Here is an 18512-nt window from a genome sequence, read left to right on the forward strand (position 1 = left end):
CTATCACGCGAGGCGTCAGATCATGCCTGCCGTGAGCGCCTTGAGCGTCGCGGCCGCGCGCGTCGAACAATCCAGCTTGCGGAAGATGCTTTCCACGTGTGTGCGCACGGTACTGGGACTCAGCGCCAGCGCGCGGGCGGCTTCCTTGTTGCTCAGCCCTGCGCTGATTTGACGCAGCACGTCGATCTCACGTGGTGAGAGCAGCGAGGCGGCGCCCGGTGACGTCGCACGCGGTCGCACTGTTTGCCCCTGCGACGTTGCGACGACTGCCGCTACGATTTCCGCATCGAACTTTCCGGCGGCGGCTTCGCGTTCGATCAGTCCCACCGCTTCGTCGAACGTGTGGGCGGGTCGCCACGGACGCGTCGCCAGCAACGCTTCGAACGCGACCGATGTGGCGAGAACACGCTGCGGCGTCGTCAGTGTCGAGCCGTCGACGCCACGGAAATAGCCGCTACCGTCCAGCCGCTCATAAGCGTAGGACGCTAGGTCGGCCACATGCCGCAGTCCGTCGATCTGCTTGGCTGCGCGCGCGCTCCAATAAGGGACGAGACGAACCTTCTCCCACTGATCGACAGACAGTTTGCCGTCTGTCTCCCAAAGCCGGTTCGGCAAGGCTGCGCGGCCGATGCCGTGTAACAGGGCCGCTGAGTGCAATTGCGTCTGGACGTCGATGTCGAAGGCCAGACTTTGCGCCGTGCGCGACGCCAGATCTGCGGTGCGACGCGAGAAACCGGCGAGCCAGGGCAGCTTCAGTTCGGTGACGTCTGCCAGCAGCGAGAGTGGCACGTCGGCATGAAGTTCAGGCTCAGCGAGTTGCCACGTGCCGGTATCGGGATCGGCAGCGTCCAGCGCATCCAGCCAGCGGTTCGCCTGACGCAGAGCCGCATCCACCAGTCGCGCGGGATATTTGGCGTCCGACTGACTTCGCAGGAAGGCGAGGGCGCTTTCGCGTCCATGAGCACGCGCCAGAATTTCCAGATCGCTCGCGACATTGACGAAGAACACCGTCTCCGGAATCGCATCGCCATCGTGCCCGGCGGGCATGCCCTTACCATCGAAGCGTTCGAAGACGTTGCGCAGTGCATCGACCACGCGTGACGGCATCCCCATCGTCGCGGCAACGTCGCCCGACACTTCACAGTGAATCAGGGCCAACGGCACGATGAGCGACTGTGTTTGCGCGGAGAGCGGCGGCAGCGTCTGCGCCATCATGGCCTCGCGCGCGGCGACGTCGTCGCCCAGCAACTCGGCAAAGCCACCTGCGTTTGCCGTACAACCGGACCAGCGCAGCAGTGCCGTGGCGCGGGCATGATTCTGCGCGTCGAGGTCGGCGCCGCATTCCTGCGCTAGCCAGCCTGCGAGGCAGGCGGCGCGGCGCGAGTGGTCCGTCGAGCGGCCCATGCTGAGATCGCCGATGAAGGCGAGCGCAAGAATCGCGTCGGTGAGGCCGGCGGTACTCGATGACATGTTGGACGTGGATGAGAGGCGAAAGGAAGGGGGCGCTATCGGTCATCGGGTGTCCGTATCGGTCGATCGTCCGATACCGGTGCGAGCGCGAGACGACGACACTGGCAACCAGTCGAGCCAACCTCGTGGCTCGTTTTACCAAATCAAGGAGCTTTCGATGAACCGCCATTCTACTCTCGCCGCCATGTTGCTTAGCGCTGGTTTGCTGGGCGCTGCATTTTCGGCAAGTGCCGCGCCTGCGGCCACCGCCCGCGACGGCGCACCGTCCGTCGTGATCGTGCACGGCGCGTTCGCCGATGGCTCCGACTGGGCCAAGGTCGTCGCGATCCTTCAGGACAAGGGCGTCCACGTGACGGCCGTGCAGAACCCGCTCGACTCGCTCTCCGGCGACGTCGCAGCCGCCACGCGTGCCATCGACAATCAGCCGGGCAAGGTCGTGCTCGTCGGCCATTCGTGGGGCGGTGCGGTCATCACCGAAGCGGGTAAGGACGACAAGGTCGCCAGCCTCGTCTACGTGTCCGCCTTTGCGCCGGACGCCGGTCAGTCGGTCGAAACGCTCTCGAAAGACCTGCCCAAGGCGCCGGGCATCGATCACATCGTGGCCGACGCCAGCGGCTGGCTGAGCCTGCCGCCTGCCGACGTCGCCAAGTTCTTCGCGCAGGACGTGCCCGCGAAGCAGGCACGTGTGATGGCCGCGACGCAGGGCCCGATCAAGGGATCGGCGTTCGGCGAGAAGATCAGCGTCGCCTCGTGGCACCAGAAGCCGTCGTGGTTCGTGATCAGCCAGAACGACCGCATGATCAACCCGGAAGCTCAGCGCATCATGGCGCGCACGATCGGCGCAAAGGTGACGGAGCTTCCGACGAGCCACGTGCCGCAGCAGTCGCGTCCGGCCGACGTGGCGAAGGTGATTCTGGACGCGGTTGCCAGCGTCAAGTAAGCCCCGTCTTTAGGGGAGCCGGGACGGCCAGCGCCGCTCCGTCCCTCGAAATACCCCGGGAAACCGGGGTTTTTTGAATCCGTATGTGTAGCTTGTCCGGCCAGATACATTCGGACATAAACCACGATGAACTCGCCGATATAACTACGGGTAAGCGCTCGGCACGCACCGCAGGTGTGACGCAAGAGCTCCCCCCGGCAGCCGCCGGAATATCACTCAGAGAGGTCATCAGTCATGTCGGATCCGGTCAATCTTCGCCGTCGTCGTCTTCTTGGCACCACGCTCGCAGGCGTCACGCTCGCCGAGCTGGGGCTGTCGCAACTGGCTAACGCGGCGTCGTCCGCCGGTGCGTCGGGCTCGGTCGGCGGCCACACGTCGTTCGAAGCCCTCCGTCAGATCGACGCGGGCGACCTGAACGTCGGTTACGCCGAAGCCGGACCGAAAAATGGCAAGGTCGTCATCCTGCTGCATGGCTGGCCGTACGACATCTACAGCTACGTGGACGTTGCGCCGCTGCTGGCTGCCGCCGGTTACCGCGTGATCGTGCCGTACCTGCGCGGTTATGGCACGACGCGTCTGCTCTCGGCCAGCGCGCCGCGCAACGGTCAGCAAGCCGTGGTGGCGGCCGACGTCATCGCCCTGATGGATGCGTTGAAGATCGATCAGGCCATTCTCGGCGGCTACGACTGGGGCGCACGCACGGCGAACATCGTCGCGGCGCTCTGTCCCGAGCGCGTGAAGGCGATGGTTTCCGTGAGCGGCTATCTGATCGGCAGTCAGGCGGGCAACGCCGTGCCGCTGCCGCCGCAAGCCGAGCTGCAATGGTGGTATCAGTTCTACTTCGCGACCGAGCGCGGTGCGAAGGGCTACGCCGCCAACACCGACGCGTTCAACAAGCTGATCTGGCAACTGGCTTCGCCGAAGTGGCAGTTCGACGACGCGACGTACGCGCGCTCCGCCGCTGCGTTCCACAACCCCGATCACGTAGACATCGTGATCCACAACTACCGTTGGCGTCTGGGCCTCGTGCAAGGTGAGGCGCGCTTCGATGCACTGGAAAAGCGTCTCGCGACGGCCCCGGCGATCACCGTGCCCACGATCACGATGGAAGGCGATGCCAACGGCGCGCCGCACCCGGCACCGGCCGCCTACGCGAAGAAGTTCACCGGCAAGTATCAGCACCGCGATATCGGCGGCGGCATCGGTCACAACCTGCCGCAGGAAGCCCCGAAGGCGTTCGCCGACGCGATTCTGGAAGTCGTCACGCTGTAAGGCGGCGCGGCTTCACCGTCTGGCCGATGGGTTGCCGACGGTGAAGCCCGTGTGTGCGAATCGTAGGGATCAGAAGATCAGCGTCGCCGTCGCCATGAACGTCTTCGTGCTCTTGAGACGGTTGGTGGCGGTGATCGTCGGCACCCAGCGCGCGGAAAACGACAACGGGTGCTTGCCGTCGATCTTTGTGTCGTAGGTGACGATCGGCCCCAATGCGAAGTCATGACCCCGGAAGCCGTTCAGCTGATCGGCGGTCGGGCCGCTGTCGCTGCCCAACTGCTGGGTCGTCCCCAAAACCAGCCCGATCCCCAGTCCGTTCGAGAATTTCTTCAGGCCCATGACGTCGAGCGTGAAGAGTGGCGCGTTCTGGTAATTGGTTGCGGTGTTGCGCGTATAAAACTGCACACCGGCGATGACGTCGAACTCCAGTCCGTAGGACGGCACGAACTTCGTGTAGGCCACTTGAGGAATGAACGTCCAGTTGTTCAGGCTCGGGTTCGCCAGGGCATTGGGATCGTAACGGCCGGTCGGTGCCCAGATCGCGACCGAGAACGACATGTGATCGGTCTGCGAGAAGTGGTAGCCAGCGATGATCGGGGTGAAGGTGATGTCGAACAGGTTCGATGCCGTCTGTGACGTACCGACCGAATTACCCCGGCCGCCGCTGAGCGTCGCTGTCGTTTTGGTCCACAGATATGGCAGCGTGAAGCTCGATGCGAAGTTCCACGCGCCGGTGTCGGTCTTCCACGTCTTCATCAGCGTGGCGAGCGTGAACGACAGTTCACCGTTCAGCCCGAGCGACGTCGTTCCGGCAATCGGCGCCTGACGGTTGCCGCTGATGCTCCCGTCGAAATAGATTTCCGAGAGATTGACTGCCCAGATCGGCTCCGGTGAAACGACGCCCGCATTCGTCTGCACGCCCGTGCCGCTGACCGGACGCCCGAGCGCGCCTTCCGTGGCGTTGGCGTGCGGTAGGACGGCGGCCAGTGCGGCGAGTGTCGCTGCGAGCGCCAGCGGAGTGAGGCGTCGCCGGTCACGCGTGGCGGATGGGTTGTGAGTCGATGAAGCAGGCGAGAGGCGCGATAGCGGCATGTTGTTGGCGTCGGGTGGCATGAGTGGGAACGGCTGTCAGTGTCTTATCGTTGTCCGGCGAACCAGCGGAAGTAAGGGTTATCGGCCTCCAGTTGCAATGCGGTACCCAACTGGCGCGCCCAGGTATTGCGGTCGCCGTCGAGGGCGGACAGCGACGCGCCGTAAAACGCCAGTAATGCCTGTCTCGACCGGGCGATCTCGGCGGTGAGTGCCGCGTCGGCACCGGTCACCGGCGGTTCGCTTTGCAGTGCCAGCAGGTTGCGCAGCGTCGGGGCGAAGGCCTGACGTCCGACCCACGGCGCGTATTCGATGCGCGGATGGTCGTCGGTCACGGGCGCGGCATCTTCCGCGTAATAGGCGAGCCCTGAGCGATCCGTCATCCATGTCGCCAGTAGCGCGCCCGGAGAATCGATGCCGACTTCCCGAAGCGATTGCGCCACGCCCGGCTGCGCGAAGCGCTGGCGAATCGATGCGGCGTCGAGTACCAGCGGCGACTGGCTGCCGACGAGCAACATTTCATGCAGTTCGGTCGTCCAGAGGCTTGCATGCGGGAAGACGGCAATGAAACTAGCGATCAGCGCCTTTGTTTCGGCTTCGTTCTGTGTCGGCAACGGCAGCCATTGCGCGACGACGCCTCCGTCTTTCAGTCGCGACGACGCCAGCTTGTAGAAGTCGGTGGAGTAGAGGTTAGCCACACCCGCAGCGCTCGGCGGCGGCGGTTCCAGCGTGATGAGATCGTAGCGATCCGTACTACGCAGCAGTTCGCGACGGCCATCGCGCACGCGAATGTCCATGCGCTTGTCGTCGGCCACGCCATAGTTGCCTTTGAAGTGAGACGACGCCTTGACGACCGCAGGCAGGAGTTCTGCCGTCACACGGTGTGTGAGTCCCGGATATTGGAGCAGGGCACCGGCCGTGATGCCAGTGCCGAGGCCGATGACCAGCGCGTTTTGCGGCTGAGTCTTGGCGACGATGAGCGGCAGCAGCGCCTGAAGCCGCATGTAGCGCAGCGACGTCATGGCGTCTCCCGAATTCGACACGCCTTGTATATAGAGACGCTCGAATCGGTTCGAACCGGACGACTGACGCAGCACGGCGACCGTGGCACCCCGGCCTTCCTCATAGAACGTCAGTTCGCCGCCGCGTGCGTCGGTCAGCAAGGTCGCGAGCCGCTGCGGCGGCGTGGCGACGGTGGCGACACCCAGCAGCACGGCGAGTCCGACGACAGCCACACGCGCTACCTTTCCAACACCTGCACCGCGCCAGACGGCGATCAGTGCCACCACACACGCAATGCCAGCGAGTACGCCGAGCGTTCGAACGAGCCCGAATGACGGGACCAGCCAGAAGCCCGTCGCGAGCGAGCCGACGATGCCGCCCGCCGTGTTGAGCGCGACGACCCGGCCGACCCCTTGGCCGACGTAACCGGCGTCCACCGCCAGACGCAGCACGTAGGGGAAGGCCGCGCCGAGCAGCAGCGTCGGCAGGAAGACAATACCCAGACCCGCCACGAGAAAGCGGGCGCACATTGCGAGCGTGGCGCTTTGCGACGTCGCATAGACCATGCTCCCGAGCTTGCCCTGAGCGACGAAAATCCAGTCGCCCAGCCCGTACAGCGTGACGGCGGCGACCACGCCCGCACCGGCGATCAGCAGCGCGAATACGCCCCACGGATCGCGGGAACGCTCCACGCGTCGTGACACGAGGGCACTGCCGAGCGTCAGCCCACAGAGATAGGTGGCGAGCACGATGGCAAAAGCAAATGCGCGGGTGCTGACGAATTGGACGATGGCTTGCGACCACATGACTTCGTAGCCCAGCGCGACGCCGCCAGCGACGGCATACAGCCAGACGGCCAGCGCGCCCCGACGACGCGCACGCGATGTGGCTGCGTCGGTGGTGTCGGCAAGCGTTTCGACCGTTGCCGACGCCTCTGACATCGTCGCCGACGGACGTCGCGACGCCGCGACCGCCGCCAGCGCCAGCAGGACGTTCAGCCCGGCCGCAGCACTCGCCGCGCCTTGCATACCGAACGCCGGAATCAGCCAGAACGGGACCGCCAGCACGCCGACGACTGCGCCGACGGTATTGGCCGCGTACAGACGCGCACCCGCATGTCCGACGTAGCCGTCGATACCGCCGCGCGAGCGCATGAGGACCGGCAACGTGCCGCCCATGAAAACGGCGGGCACACCGACAAGCGCGAACGGCAACACCCACGCGGCGAGGCCCACATGGGCTTCGAGCCAGGCGAAGGGCGCTGCGGCGCGCGCGAGGATCAGGGTGCTGACGATAGCCGTCAGCGCGACAGCAGCTTCAAGCGCGGCGTAGAGCCGCATGGGGTTGGCAACGCCATCGGCGCGCCGTCCGAAATACCAGCCACCGAACGCGAGGCCGCCGAAGAAGGCGCTGATCGCAATGGACACGGCATGCACTTCGACGCCCACGACGAGCGAGAGCTGCCGAATCCATACCATCTGAAAGACGAGTGCCGATGCGCCCGAGAGCACGAGCAACAACGCGGGCCATGCAAGCGACGGCGCAGGCGTGCTTGTGGGCACAGGGGGAGAATCAGGTAAGCCAATGGCAGGTGACGCAGACGGCGATGCGTCCTTGCGGCGACCGCGAGGCGCGGAAATCGACGGAGAAGTCAGCATATCGGTCATGGCGCGCAGTGGAGGTCGGATGTGAGGCGGGTGAAACAACCCCGCCGGGCCGGAGAGACGTCAAATTCCGGCACGGCGAGGTCTACGGTCGGACTTACTCCAGTCCGCGGTTCTTGAAGGACTGATCAATCTTCTTGTCGACCTGCTTGCGCACCTGATCGATGCTGAAGCTCGCAGGCCGCTGGCTCGGCGGATAGTCGACGAACGTCTGGAGGAACGCGGTCGACTTCATCGAGGCGATGGCCGTCAGATACGCATTCTTGGCCAACCAGTCGTTGTATTGGTCGGAAGTAATATCCGCCCGCTCGTAAGGATCCATGCGCAAGTTGAATATCTTCGGCAATCGGAGGCAGATGAACGGCTCCTGCCAGATATTCAGGTTGCCCGGCGCACGTTGTTCGCAGAAGACTGCCTTCCAGTTGCCGAATCGCATGGCCACCAGTTCGCCGTCGTCGTTGAAGTAGTAGAACTCGTCACGCGCACCCTTGGGTGCCTTGCCCGTCAGATACGGCAACTGGTTGTAGCCGTCCAGGTGATTGCGGAACTTGGTTTTGTTGCCCTTGGGCGTCCAGCCCTTGAGCAGCCGGTCCTTGATGCCGTCGTCGCCTGCAGCTGCGAGCAGCGTGGGGAACCAGTCCATGCCGGAGAACATGTCGTTAGAGACGCTGCCGGGCTTGATCTTGCCCGGCCATCGAATCATCGCCGGTACGCGGAATGCGCCTTCCCAGTTCGAGTCCTTCTCGCTGCGGAACGGTGTCATGGCGGCATCGGGCCACGTGAACATGTTCGGGCCGTTGTCCGTCGTGTAGATCACGATCGTGTTGTCCGTGATCTTCAGATCGTCCAGCAGCTTGAGCAGCTTGCCCACGTCCTGATCGTGTTCCCACATGCCGTCGGCGTACTCGTTGCCGGGCATGCCGCTCTTGCCCTTGAACTCCGGCCGCACGTGCGTGTAGATGTGCATGCGCGTGAAGTTCATCCAGACGAAGAAGGGCTTGTTGGCCTTGACCTGCTTCTGAATGAACTCGGCGGCCTTGGCGCCCGTCTCGTCGTCGATGGTTTCCATGCGCTTCTTGTTGAGCGGGCCGCTGTCCTGAACCTTGCCGTCCGACGTGCTGTGAATGACGCCGCGTGGCGAGAAGTTCTTCACATACGGGTCGTTCGGATCCTTGGGCCAGTACGGGCGTTCGGGTTCCTCTTCGGCGTTCAGGTGGTACAGGTTGCCGAAGAACTCATCGAAGCCGTGCGCGGTCGGCAGATACTCGTTACGGTCGCCGAGGTGGTTCTTGCCGAACTGCCCCGTCGCATAACCGAGCGGCTTAAGCGCTTCCGCGATGGTGATGTCGCCCTTTTGGAGGCCCACCGTCGCGCCCGGCATGCCGACCTTCGACAAGCCCGTGCGCAACGGTGACTGTCCCGTGATGAACGAGGAGCGTCCCGCCGTACAGCTGTTCTCGGCGTAGTAGTCGGTGAAGATCATGCCTTCCTTGGCGACCCGGTCGATGTTCGGCGTGCGATAGCCGACCAGCCCGTTGGAATAGGCGCTGATATTGCTCTGCCCGATATCGTCGCCAAAGATGACAAGGATGTTCGGGGGCTTGGTGCCGCTTTGCGCTGGCGCGTCGCCGGGCGCAACCAGCACGTACGCGGCCGTTACGGCGACCATCGCTGTGCTGGTGAAGCTGAAGACTCGTCTGAGTGAGAATGACATCGTCGTCTCCGGTGAGGTCATTGGGAAGAACGCGGGAACACGGTGGCCCAGTCGTCCTTCATGCTCACGACTGTCCAACCTCGGGTGACGGCGACATCCCATGCGCGGTCGAGCTGGCCGATTTTCGACTGACGGTCGTAGGCAAACTCGCGGGCAGCGTCGTCGTGATGCACGAGCAGCGCCAGATGCGGACCTTGGCCCGTGGTGGTGTACTCGAGCATTTCCAGATCGCCGTCGGAGTTGCCGAACGCGAGGATCGGCTTGCGTCCGATGCGGCGGTAGATGCCGATCGGTTTGCCCGCACCGTCGTCGACAAAGTCGATCTTGGGCTCACGAATGAGTTGCCCCTGACCGTTACGGCTTTCGTACTTGAGGCCTTCGTAGGTGCCGATCACCTGTTCGGGCGGCACACCGTACACGCGCTCGACCCATGCGCGCATGAACTGCGTCGTGCCGCCGGAGACGATGTACGTTTTGAAACCGTTCGCGCGCAAATACGTCAGCAGCTCGAGTTGCGGCTGAAACACTAGCGACGTATAAGGGCGGTGCAACGTCGGGTGCTTTGCCGACGCGAGCCATGTGTCGATGCGCGCGTCGTAGTCGTCGACGGTCATGCCGCTGCTCGCCTGCGCAAGCAGTTGCAGGAAGGGCTCTTTCTGTGCGCTCAGCTCGCGCAGATCACCGGTCATCAAGGCGCGGAACGCCGGATTGTCTTTCCATTCCGGATGTGCCGCTGCCTGCGCCTTCACCTGATCCACCATGAAGACAATCTGGAAGTACATCGGCTGTTCGCTCCACAGCGTGCCGTCGTTATCGAACACGGCAATGCGTTCGGCCGGCGGGACATAGCTGGCGGAACCGTTGCGAGTGACGTCGGCCACGAAGCGCACGATGGCCTGCTTGGCCGCGCCGTCACGCCAGGAGGGTAAGGCGTCGGCCGCGCGGGCAGGCGACGATGCAGGTGCGGTGGCCTGCTGCTCAGGCGGCGTCGGCGTCTGTGTAGCGCAGGCGGCAAGGGACAGCGCCACCACGACGGCGGCGGCTGCCCGACAAAAACGCGAGCGAAGTCTCTCCATCCCCCAATCCTTGATCGTTGTCATGGTGCGGGTCTGTCGGCGTGAAGCGGTGAAGCGTCAGCGCGAAGGCGTACTCGATGTCACCGATGCGAGCTTGTTCTGGGACGCACGGCGTGATACCTGCCACGCGCTCTCGTCCATCACCAGTCGGAAGCCGAGATGCGACATGCTGTTGTAAGGGTCGGTGCCTCGTCGTGCGCTTGGGCGATAGCTCAGGCAGTACGCTTCGTTGCACAGGAACGAGCCACCGCGCGTCACGCGCTTGGGGGCTTGCACGGGAACGCCGGGATCGGCCGGATCCCATGAGTCGGACGGACCGGTCGGGTTGTCCGCGAGTTTGCTGGCTGCCGCTTCGCGCCGGAATTGATCGGCGCGGTACCAGTCGGCAACCCACTGCCAGGCATTGCCCGTCATATCGGACAAGCCATACCCGTTCGGCGGGAACGTGCCGACCGGACTCGTACCGACAGCGCCACCGGCCTTCGGGTTGACGACGGGGAACGGCTGCGCCTGTTCGCCTTCCCAGACGTTGGCCATCTGCTTGCCGTTCGGTGCAAAGGATTCGCCCCACGCATAGGTCGCTTGCTCCAGTCCGCCACGCGCGGCGAATTCCCATTCGGCCTCGGTCGGCAGACGCTTGCCTGCCCACTTTGCATAGGCCTGCGCGTCTTCGAACGAGACCTGCACGACGGGATGGTCGTCCTTTCCCGCGATGCCGGTGTCCGGTCCACCCGGATGCCGCCAGTCCGCACCCGGCACAAAACGCCACCAGCGCGAATAGTCCTGTAGCGGGACGGGCTTGTCGGTGCCGACGAACACCATCGCTCCGGCAACCAGTGCGCTCTCGGGCGGACGCGGCGTGCCCGGCGGCAACTGCACCCTGAGCGTCTCCCAGTCCGGCTTTCGCTCGGCGGTCGTGACATAGCCCGTCGCCGCGACGAAGCGACGGAACTGCGCGTTCGTGACGTGATGTGCGTCCATCCAGAAGCCGTGCACGCGTGCAGGATGGGCGGGCTTCTCGTTGGGCTGCGCCATACGGCTGTCGCTGCCCATCAGGAACCCGCCGCCGGGAATCCACGCCATGCCTTCGGGGCCACGGACGCCGTCGCCCATGACGATTTTGATATCGCGCGGGCTCGCGGCGTCGTTGCGCGTCATCGCCCAGGACATCGCACCGCCCGCTGCGACAGAGACGCCAAGCGCTGCGCCAGCCCAAAGAAGAAACGTCCGACGGCCGCGCACCGGAGGCGATGCGGCAGGTGCTTTGCCGGATGACGTGTCGTGTTGCGCGATTCGCTTGCGTCGTGACATGTGCTGAAGCTCCCGCAATACGCGCTGGCGTACCTGGCCCTTTTCATGTGGGCATGCGCGAGGCAAATGCCGTCGCAATGGAAACAGTGAGTCGCCCGCCTGATGATTGGCTTAAAGACTATTATCTAATTTACGTAAACTCAATTGAAATTTTCAATGCTTATGAAAATTAATCTTTGACGCGATTAGTTTGTTTGCTTAAGGTTCGTATGGCATCTGATTGAATTGCGAATTGCCGAGTTATTTTTAAAGTAATTTAAATTATCGGCATTATGAAAAATACCATTATTGAATTCGAAAAAAATATCGGCGATGCCGTTGTCGGGCAGCAGACGGTGGTGCGTCAGATCCTGATCGCGTTGCTTGCTGACGGGCACGTCCTGTTGGAAAGCCTGCCCGGGCTTGCCAAAACCCGCACAGTGAAGGCGATTGCGGCGCGTCTGGCCGTCACGATGCGTCGCATTCAATTCACACCGGACCTGCTGCCATCCGATATCACCGGCGGCGAAACGCTGCTTCAATCGGGAACGGAACGAGTGCTTCAGTTTCAGCCCGGGCCGATCTTCGGCAATCTGATTCTTGCGGACGAAATTAATCGTGCGCCCGCTAAAGTGCAGTCGGCATTGCTTGAAGCCATGGAGGAAAGACAGGTGTCGGTGTCGGGGAAAACGCATGCGATGGCTGATCTGTTTATGGTGATGGCTACGCAAAATCCGATTGAGCAGGAAGGTACGTATCCATTGCCGGAAGCACAAATGGATCGCTTTCTTTTAAAAATACTCATTACGTATCCGACGCAGGAAAGCGAGCAGGCGATGTTGCAACTGCTTAGAAACGAGACGAAGCAGCCATCTGCCGTGGGCGGGACGTTGTCACAGGAAGAAGTCTTCGCCGCGCGACGGGAAATTGAGGACGTCAGCGTGTCGCCCGCAGTCGACGCGTACATCGTCGCGCTGGTGAATGGCACGCGTCACGGGATCGCCAGCGATGCCGATCTTTCGCGCTGGATCGAAGTGGGCGCAAGTCCGCGCGGGGCCATCGGACTCGACCGCGCGGCGCGCGTGCACGCCTGGCTGGAGGATCGCGATTTCGTGACGCCGGACGACGTTCGTGCGGTCGTGCATCCGGTATTGCGCCATCGTCTGGTGTTGTCTTACGACGCGAACGCGGACGGCATCGACGCCGATCGCGTCGTCGACCGTCTGGTGGAGACGACGCCCGTACCCGCCTGAAAGCGTGGGTAACGAGTGGATCGGGCGCATCGATCAAACCGTTGCGCCGGTAGCAGAACACCTTCGGGGGAGCGTGCGCATGCCTGCATCGCCGCCATTGCCTGCCAGCCGTCGCGAAGTTTCCGTCGACATGCTCGGAAGGGTGCACGTCGACGTGCCGCATCTGATGCGGTTGCGGTTCCGCGTGCACGGACTGAGCTTCGTCGCGCCTGCACCGGTCAGGAGTGTGTTGTCCGGCAATCACGCGTCGCGCCTGCGTGGGCGGGGGCTGAATTTCGATGAGATTCGTGGCTACGTGCCGGGTGACGACATCCGGCACATCGACTGGCGCGCATCGATGCGCGTTGCGCGACCGCTTGTGCGTGCCTATACGGAAGAGCGAGACCGGCCCGTGCAGGTCGTCGTCGATCAGCGCATGAGCATGCATTTCGGTTCGCAACGTGCGTTCAAGTCGGTCGTTGCAGCCGAGACAGCGGCTCTGGCGACATGGATGGGTTACGCGGCCGGGGACCGTGTCGGTGGCGTGGTCTTCAACGACGCGCGCATCGAGCGGGTGCGTCCCCTGCGGAGTCTGAGCCGTATTGCCCGACTGTTCGGCGCCATCGCTGAAATGAATGCCGAATTGCGCGCGGACAGTCCGGTGCGGACCGACTACGCGCAGTTGAATCAGGCGCTGGGTCAGTTGCTGCATATGGCCCCGCACGATCATCTGATCTGCATCGTCAGCGACTTCGCAGGTGCTGACGCGCGCACACAGGCGTTACTACGGCAACTGAGCGTGCATAACGACGTCGTCGCCGGACTGGTCTTCGACCCGCTTTGGCAGCACGTCGACGAGCGCAGTGCGCTGGTCGTGAGCGAAGGACATTTGCAGGTCGAGCTGCGCGTCGCGAATGAACGGGTGCGGACACCCGTCGCGGCATTTTTTAAAGGACGCACCGCCGAGGTTGCAGAACTGCTGCGCACGAGCGGTGTGCCATGGATGCCACTCTCCAGTGCGGAAGCGGCGGTAGATCAGGTACGTCGGTTGCTGGGCGCGCGTCATTCGGGCACGCACGGAGGTGGATTGTGAGCACTACGTGGGTTCTTGCCCAGACAGCCACCCAGGCCCCCAACATCGCGGACGACATGCCCGACGACGTGCCGGACACGATGGATGCCTCGCTCGCATTGACGGGTCTGGACGAACTTTCGCTGCCGCCATCCGTGTCGTATGCGCCGCAGACGTGGGGATGTGGCGTGGTAGCGCTGCTCTTGCTGCTCGGCATGGCGTGGTGCGGCTGGCGCGCATGGCGGCGATACCGTCGTGACCGATACCGTCGTCTGGCGCTGGCAGAACTTGAAACACTGGTGTCGATGACCCGTGATCCGGCCCGCCGCACGATTGCCGTCGCATCGCTTGCCGCGTTGCTCAAGCGTACGGCATTGGCCGCCTACCCGGGCGCGGGTGTCGGCCGCCTGCGCGGTGCCGCATGGATCGAATTCCTGAACGGGCATCGCGGCCGGTTCGTGGTGGCCGATGGTCATTACCTGGCGATGGCCAGCTATGCCCCGCGAGGCGTGGACGACAGCCCGCAGGGCGATATCGACGCGCTGATGCAGCGCGCTCGTCAATGGATCCGTGACCACCATGTGGAAGTTTGAGCTGCCGTGGATGGTGGCGTTGTTGCCGCTGCCGATACTGGTCGCGTGGCTCGTGCCGCCGTACCGGGCGATGGCGCTGGCGCTGCGTACGCCGTTCTTCCACGAGATGGCGGATGCCGCCGGAGAGCGTCCGTCGCCGGGCGGTGTGCGTCTGCGGCGCAACTGGCTGCAATGGCTGCTGTTGCCGCTTGTGTGGTTGTTGGTGGTGATGGCGGCAGCCCGTCCGGTGCACGTCGAAGCGCCGATTACGCGCGAGACACCTGCGCGCGACCTGATGCTGGCCATCGATCTGTCGCAGTCGATGGGCACGACGGATTTCGTCAGTGCGGCCACGGGCGAGCGGACCGACCGGCTGACGGCGGTGAAACACGTGGTGGCCGACTTCATTGCAAAACGGCGCGGCGACCGCATCGGACTGGTGGTATTTGGCGACGCCGCGTACCCGCAGGCGCCACTCACGCTGGATCACGACAGCGTGATGATCCTGCTCGATCAGATGCAGATCGGCATGGCCGGTCCACGTACGGCGATTGGCGATGCCATCGGGCTGACCGTCAAGTTGCTGGCCGACTCGAAAGCGCCGGAAAAGGTGTTGATCTTGCTGACGGACGGCAACGACACCGCCAGCAAGATTCCCCCGGATCAGGCGGCGCGCATTGCGAAGGAGCACGGGCTGGTAATTCACACCATTGGCATCGGCGACGTCGACGCGACTGGCGAAGATCGCGTCGATCTGGCGGCCTTGCAGCGCATCTCGAAGGCGACCGGTGGCCGGTCGTATCAGGCGTTCGGCCGCGAACAGGATCTGGCCGACGTCTACACCCAGCTTGACCGTCTGACGCCCGAGCGCATCAAGCAGGAGGTCTATCGACCGCAGACGGAGTATTTCTGGATACCGTTGGGGCTGGCCTTGCTGATCGTGACGACGTACCACCTGTGCGCGCTGCTCATCGCGATCATTCGCGGCGCGGCACGGCGGCGAATAGTGGCAGGAGCCGCGCATGGAAATTGACCTGAGCGCGTTCCACTTTTTGCGTCCGCTCTGGTTGTGGCTGCTCATGCCCGCTGTCCTGTTGCCGCTGGTCTGGCGACGACGCAACGATGTTCGCGCACGTTGGCGCAAATTCATCGCGCCGGAACTGCTGGAGCATCTGCTCGTCGGGGACACGCGGACGTACCGCCTTCAGCCGGTGCATTCTTTGGCTGTGCTGCTGGCGCTCGGCGCGGTGGCTGCGGCGGGGCCGACGTGGGAGCAGGTCCGACCACCGTTCAGTCAGGACAAGGCTCCGATGGTCATTGCGCTTGCGCTGAACCGTTCGATGGACGCCACCGACGTGCCGCCTACGCGGCTGGAGCGTGCTAAGGCGAAGGTGCTGGATATCGCGCGCTCGCGCAAAGGTGCCCGCACGGGGCTCGTCGTCTACGCCGGGACGTCGCATCTGGTCGTACCGCCGACGGAAGACCCTGCGATGCTTGAACTCTACGCGCCTGCACTGGCCACAGGACTGATGCCCAAGGACGGCAAGCGCATGGATCTCGCACTCGACGTGGCCGAGCGACTGCTTTCACGCGACGAGGCCGCAGGCACCATCGTGTTCATCGGGGACGGTTTGGATGCGGCGTCGCGCGAGGCGTTCGTCGCACGGGCGAAAGCCTCGAAGCAGCAACTGCTATGGCTCGCGGCGGGCACGTCGAAGGGCGGAACCGTGCGCAACGCCGATGGCACTGTCGCCACCGATGCGAGCGGTGTGCCGGTGACTGCCGGATTCGATGCGGACGGCATCCGCAAACTGGCGAGCGCCGCAGGCATACCGCTGGCGAGCTTGCGAGCGGACGGCGACGACGTCGTCTGGGTGCAGCGCCGCGCGCAGACCTATCTCGCGGAGATGGACGAAGCGCATCGCGAAGCGCGCTGGCAGGAGAACGGGTTCTGGCTGGTCGTCCCTGTGCTGTTGCTCGTATTGCTGTCGTTTCGTCGCGGCTGGACGGTGAAGTGGTTGCCGGTCGTAGTGCTGTCGCTGGCGTTTGCGGCAACGCCGGATGGCGTTCGTGCCGCCGATGCAGCGCCGCAACACAGCGGCTGGCGATGGATCGACGCCTTCGCAACGCGCGATCAGCAGGGCCGCTGGTATTACGAGCGAGGCGATTTCGCGACGGCCGCGGCACGCTTCGAGGATCCGATGTGGAAAGGTCGCGCCCAATACGCGGCGAAGGACTACGGCGACGCGCTCGCCACGTTCTCGCAGATATTCACGCAGCAAAAGAACGAGACAGCCGCGTTTTACATGGGTAACTCGCTGGCGCATCTGGGCGACTACGAAGGCGCGATCAAGGCCTACGAGATCGCGTTGAAGCTGCATCCCGGCTGGGCGGAGGCGACGGCGAACATCGCGCTGATGAAAGACCTGCTCAAGGCCGACGAGCAGACGGAAGAAGCCCACCAGCAGCCATCTCAGGGGCAGGACAAGGAAGATACGAAGAAGGGGAAGGGCGCTCAGCAGACGGTGGTGTCGATGGCGCCGACGGAGGACGTCTGGCTGCGGGGACTCAACACGTCGCCCGCGATGTTCCTGCGTCAGCGCTTCGAACAGGAGGCCGCGACGCCATCGGTCAAGCCCGTGGCGGGAGGATCGTCTGCATCGATCGGCGGTGCAAAGGCGGCCGCACCATGACGAAGATCATGCAGCCGATCATGCGACGCGTGATGGTGCACATCGTGAGGCCAGCCATCGGACGTTGGCTTTGCGCGGTGTGTCTCGCCGTCAGCGCGTTGTTCGTGCTCAGCGCCCACGCCGACGAGCCGCCGAAGACGATGATTCGTGCGCATCTCGAACCGGCGGGCAATGTGGTGGCGGGGACGCAGGTCAAACTCGTCGTCGATGTTCTGACCACCACGTGGCTGACCGACGCCCCCGACTGGCCGCTGTTCGACATGCCAGGTGCCATCGTCACATTGCCGGACGAGCAGGCCCGCAACCTCAGCGAGATGATCGGCGACGAGCGTTGGTTCGGCGTGAGCCGTGCGTATCGCATCGCACCGCAGGCAGGGCAGCGATACACCGTGCCGTCGTTCGTGATCCATGTGTTGCCGGGCGGCGCGACGGGCCCGGTCGCGCTCCACACGCCATCGCTTTCCTTCGTCGCCACCGTGCCGCCCGGCGCGGAGGGCATGGCTGTGTTCTTCCCGACGAGCGGGCTGAGCGTGAGCCAGAAGATCGAACCGTCGCCGTCGCACCTTCAGGTGGGCGACACCATCACCCGCACGATTACCCAGCGGGCAACAGCGACCGAGTCGATCCTGATTCCGCCCGCGCCGTTGAAGGAGGTCGATGGTCTCCAGCGTTACATGCGACCCGCGCAGACGTCCGACGATCTGCAAGGCAGCCGCGGTCTCGTTGCCGGGGTGCGCACGGACTCGGCGATGTACGTCGTCAACCGGTCCGGCCATATTGAGCTACCGGCCATCGAGATCGAGTGGTGGAACACCACGGCGCACCGGCGCGAGCACGTGTCGTTGCCAGCGATTTCCCTGAGCGCCCGGGGTGCCCATGAAACGCCGCTGTTCGAGATTCCAGTCGATGCCGTCGGCCGCGCGGCGCATCGCGTGATTGTGCTGGATCGCTCCGACTTGTGGATCGCAGGCGCGGGCCTCGCGCTCGTGTTTGCCCTTGTGTGGCTCGGCCCTCGGCTGCTGAGCGCGGCTCGCCGTACGAGGCAGCACGTTGCCGTCTGGCGTAGGACGATGACGACCGGGGAACCACATGCGTGGCGGCAGTTGATGCATGCCGCGCGAGGCAGGTCATGGCCCGCGTTCGTGGGGGCGCTATACGCCTGGCTGGATCGCCGGACAGATGCTTCAAGCGGGCTGACGATGGATGGCTCGGAGGACATGGTGGCGCTTCGTAGTGCGGTGTATGCGCGGTATGCGCCCGGCGCGTCGCACGAGGCTCCCGTCGACCCGCAGCTCGCGCAGCGATTGAAAGTCGTCCGTACACAAATGATCCGAGCGTCGCGTCGGTCGTCCACATCGGACGATCTGCCGCCGTTGTACGCCCCGGTGCCGCCGCACCGCCCCAGCCGTCGCTCTCCCAATTGACG

14 protein-coding genes are annotated in these 18512 nt (G+C 64.1%); 8 read left to right on the forward strand and 6 right to left on the reverse strand.

The annotated features are described in order from the left end of the window. Nucleotides 1-15: 15 nt before the first annotated feature. Nucleotides 16-1470 (reverse strand): HD domain-containing phosphohydrolase, encoded by a 1455-nt coding sequence (locus tag ACIQWO_RS04560; protein ID WP_402819726.1) that lies wholly within the window; start codon nt 1468-1470, stop codon nt 16-18. 157 nt (nt 1471-1627) lie between these two features. Between ACIQWO_RS04560 and ACIQWO_RS04565 the strand changes: the two genes are divergently transcribed. Next, nucleotides 1628-2410 (forward strand): alpha/beta fold hydrolase, encoded by a 783-nt coding sequence (locus ACIQWO_RS04565; protein ID WP_402819729.1) that lies wholly within the window; start codon nt 1628-1630, stop codon nt 2408-2410. A gap of 234 nt (nt 2411-2644) precedes the next feature. Next, a complete protein-coding gene (locus tag ACIQWO_RS04570; protein ID WP_402819732.1) occupies nt 2645-3682 on the forward strand; it encodes an alpha/beta fold hydrolase in 1038 nt (345 codons plus the stop codon). 69 nt (nt 3683-3751) lie between these two features. Here the strand turns inward: ACIQWO_RS04570 and ACIQWO_RS04575 are convergent, their stop codons facing one another. The 5 genes from ACIQWO_RS04575 to ACIQWO_RS04595 form a co-directional block, all read right to left on the reverse strand. Beyond that, nucleotides 3752-4795 carry a transporter gene (locus tag ACIQWO_RS04575; protein WP_402819734.1) on the reverse strand — a complete coding sequence of 348 codons (1044 nt, stop codon included), beginning with the start codon at nt 4793-4795 and terminating at the stop codon, nt 3752-3754. Nucleotides 4796-4818: 23 nt separating this feature from the next. Further along, nucleotides 4819-7431, reverse strand: coding sequence for a fused MFS/spermidine synthase (locus ACIQWO_RS04580; protein ID WP_402821821.1), 2613 nt, complete (start codon nt 7429-7431; stop codon nt 4819-4821). A 103-nt stretch (nt 7432-7534) separates the two neighbouring features. Then, nucleotides 7535-9106 (reverse strand): arylsulfatase, encoded by a 1572-nt coding sequence (locus ACIQWO_RS04585; protein WP_402821824.1) that lies wholly within the window; start codon nt 9104-9106, stop codon nt 7535-7537. Between the two features lie 62 nt (nt 9107-9168). Beyond that, entirely contained in the window at nt 9169-10227 is a 1059-nt protein-coding gene (locus ACIQWO_RS04590) for an HAD family hydrolase (protein ID WP_402819737.1), read from the reverse strand. A 57-nt stretch (nt 10228-10284) separates the two neighbouring features. Further along, complete coding sequence (locus tag ACIQWO_RS04595) at nt 10285-11538, reverse strand: formylglycine-generating enzyme family protein (RefSeq protein ID WP_402819740.1); 1254 nt, start codon at nt 11536-11538, stop codon at nt 10285-10287. Nucleotides 11539-11810: 272 nt separating this feature from the next. Between ACIQWO_RS04595 and ACIQWO_RS04600 the strand changes: the two genes are divergently transcribed. The 6 genes from ACIQWO_RS04600 (at nt 11811) to ACIQWO_RS04625 (ending at nt 18510) form a co-directional block, all read left to right on the forward strand. Beyond that, the gene (locus ACIQWO_RS04600) at nt 11811-12770 is read left to right on the forward strand and encodes an AAA family ATPase (RefSeq protein WP_402819743.1); all 960 of its coding nucleotides are present in this window, start codon (nt 11811-11813) and stop codon (nt 12768-12770) included. Nucleotides 12771-12900: 130 nt separating this feature from the next. Continuing rightward, entirely contained in the window at nt 12901-13842 is a 942-nt protein-coding gene (locus ACIQWO_RS04605; RefSeq protein WP_402821827.1) for a DUF58 domain-containing protein, read from the forward strand. Then, nucleotides 13839-14414, forward strand: a complete 576-nt coding sequence (locus tag ACIQWO_RS04610; protein WP_402819746.1) for a DUF4381 domain-containing protein — start codon at nt 13839-13841, stop codon at nt 14412-14414. The genes ACIQWO_RS04605 and ACIQWO_RS04610 overlap by 4 nt, the downstream gene beginning before the upstream one ends. Beyond that, nucleotides 14401-15426: a vWA domain-containing protein gene (locus ACIQWO_RS04615; RefSeq protein ID WP_402819749.1), complete on the forward strand. Its 1026-nt coding sequence runs from the start codon at nt 14401-14403 to the stop codon at nt 15424-15426. Before ACIQWO_RS04610 ends, ACIQWO_RS04615 begins: the two co-directional genes overlap by 14 nt. Then, entirely contained in the window at nt 15416-17086 is a 1671-nt protein-coding gene (locus tag ACIQWO_RS04620; RefSeq protein ID WP_402819752.1) for a VWA domain-containing protein, read from the forward strand. The genes ACIQWO_RS04615 and ACIQWO_RS04620 overlap by 11 nt, the downstream gene beginning before the upstream one ends. Next, nucleotides 17083-18510: a hypothetical protein gene (locus ACIQWO_RS04625; protein WP_402819755.1), complete on the forward strand. Its 1428-nt coding sequence runs from the start codon at nt 17083-17085 to the stop codon at nt 18508-18510. The genes ACIQWO_RS04620 and ACIQWO_RS04625 overlap by 4 nt, the downstream gene beginning before the upstream one ends. Nucleotides 18511-18512 lie beyond the last annotated feature (2 nt).

Origin of the sequence: Pandoraea sp. NPDC090278 (assembly GCF_044772185.1) — a bacterium.
In the GTDB taxonomy this organism is placed as follows: Bacteria; Pseudomonadota; Gammaproteobacteria; order Burkholderiales; family Burkholderiaceae; genus Pandoraea.

Bases quoted from the DNA above. Each gene is read 5' to 3' on its own strand.
- ACIQWO_RS04600 (WP_402819743.1), top strand. From the start codon at position 11,811: ATGAAAAATACCATTATTGAATTCGAAAAAAATATCGGCGATGCCGTT.
- ACIQWO_RS04615 (WP_402819749.1), top strand. From the start codon at position 14,401: ATGTGGAAGTTTGAGCTGCCGTGGATGGTGGCGTTGTTGCCGCTGCCG.
- ACIQWO_RS04590 (WP_402819737.1), bottom strand. From the start codon at position 10,227: ATGGAGAGACTTCGCTCGCGTTTTTGTCGGGCAGCCGCCGCCGTCGTG.
- ACIQWO_RS04570 (WP_402819732.1), top strand. From the start codon at position 2,645: ATGTCGGATCCGGTCAATCTTCGCCGTCGTCGTCTTCTTGGCACCACG.
- ACIQWO_RS04620 (WP_402819752.1), top strand. From the start codon at position 15,416: ATGGAAATTGACCTGAGCGCGTTCCACTTTTTGCGTCCGCTCTGGTTG.
- ACIQWO_RS04580 (WP_402821821.1), bottom strand. From the start codon at position 7,431: ATGCTGACTTCTCCGTCGATTTCCGCGCCTCGCGGTCGCCGCAAGGAC.
- ACIQWO_RS04585 (WP_402821824.1), bottom strand. From the start codon at position 9,106: ATGGTCGCCGTAACGGCCGCGTACGTGCTGGTTGCGCCCGGCGACGCG.
- ACIQWO_RS04565 (WP_402819729.1), top strand. From the start codon at position 1,628: ATGAACCGCCATTCTACTCTCGCCGCCATGTTGCTTAGCGCTGGTTTG.
- ACIQWO_RS04605 (WP_402821827.1), top strand. From the start codon at position 12,901: ATGCTCGGAAGGGTGCACGTCGACGTGCCGCATCTGATGCGGTTGCGG.
- ACIQWO_RS04595 (WP_402819740.1), bottom strand. From the start codon at position 11,538: ATGTCACGACGCAAGCGAATCGCGCAACACGACACGTCATCCGGCAAA.
- ACIQWO_RS04625 (WP_402819755.1), top strand. From the start codon at position 17,083: ATGACGAAGATCATGCAGCCGATCATGCGACGCGTGATGGTGCACATC.
- ACIQWO_RS04560 (WP_402819726.1), bottom strand. From the start codon at position 1,470: ATGTCATCGAGTACCGCCGGCCTCACCGACGCGATTCTTGCGCTCGCC.
- ACIQWO_RS04575 (WP_402819734.1), bottom strand. From the start codon at position 4,795: ATGCCACCCGACGCCAACAACATGCCGCTATCGCGCCTCTCGCCTGCT.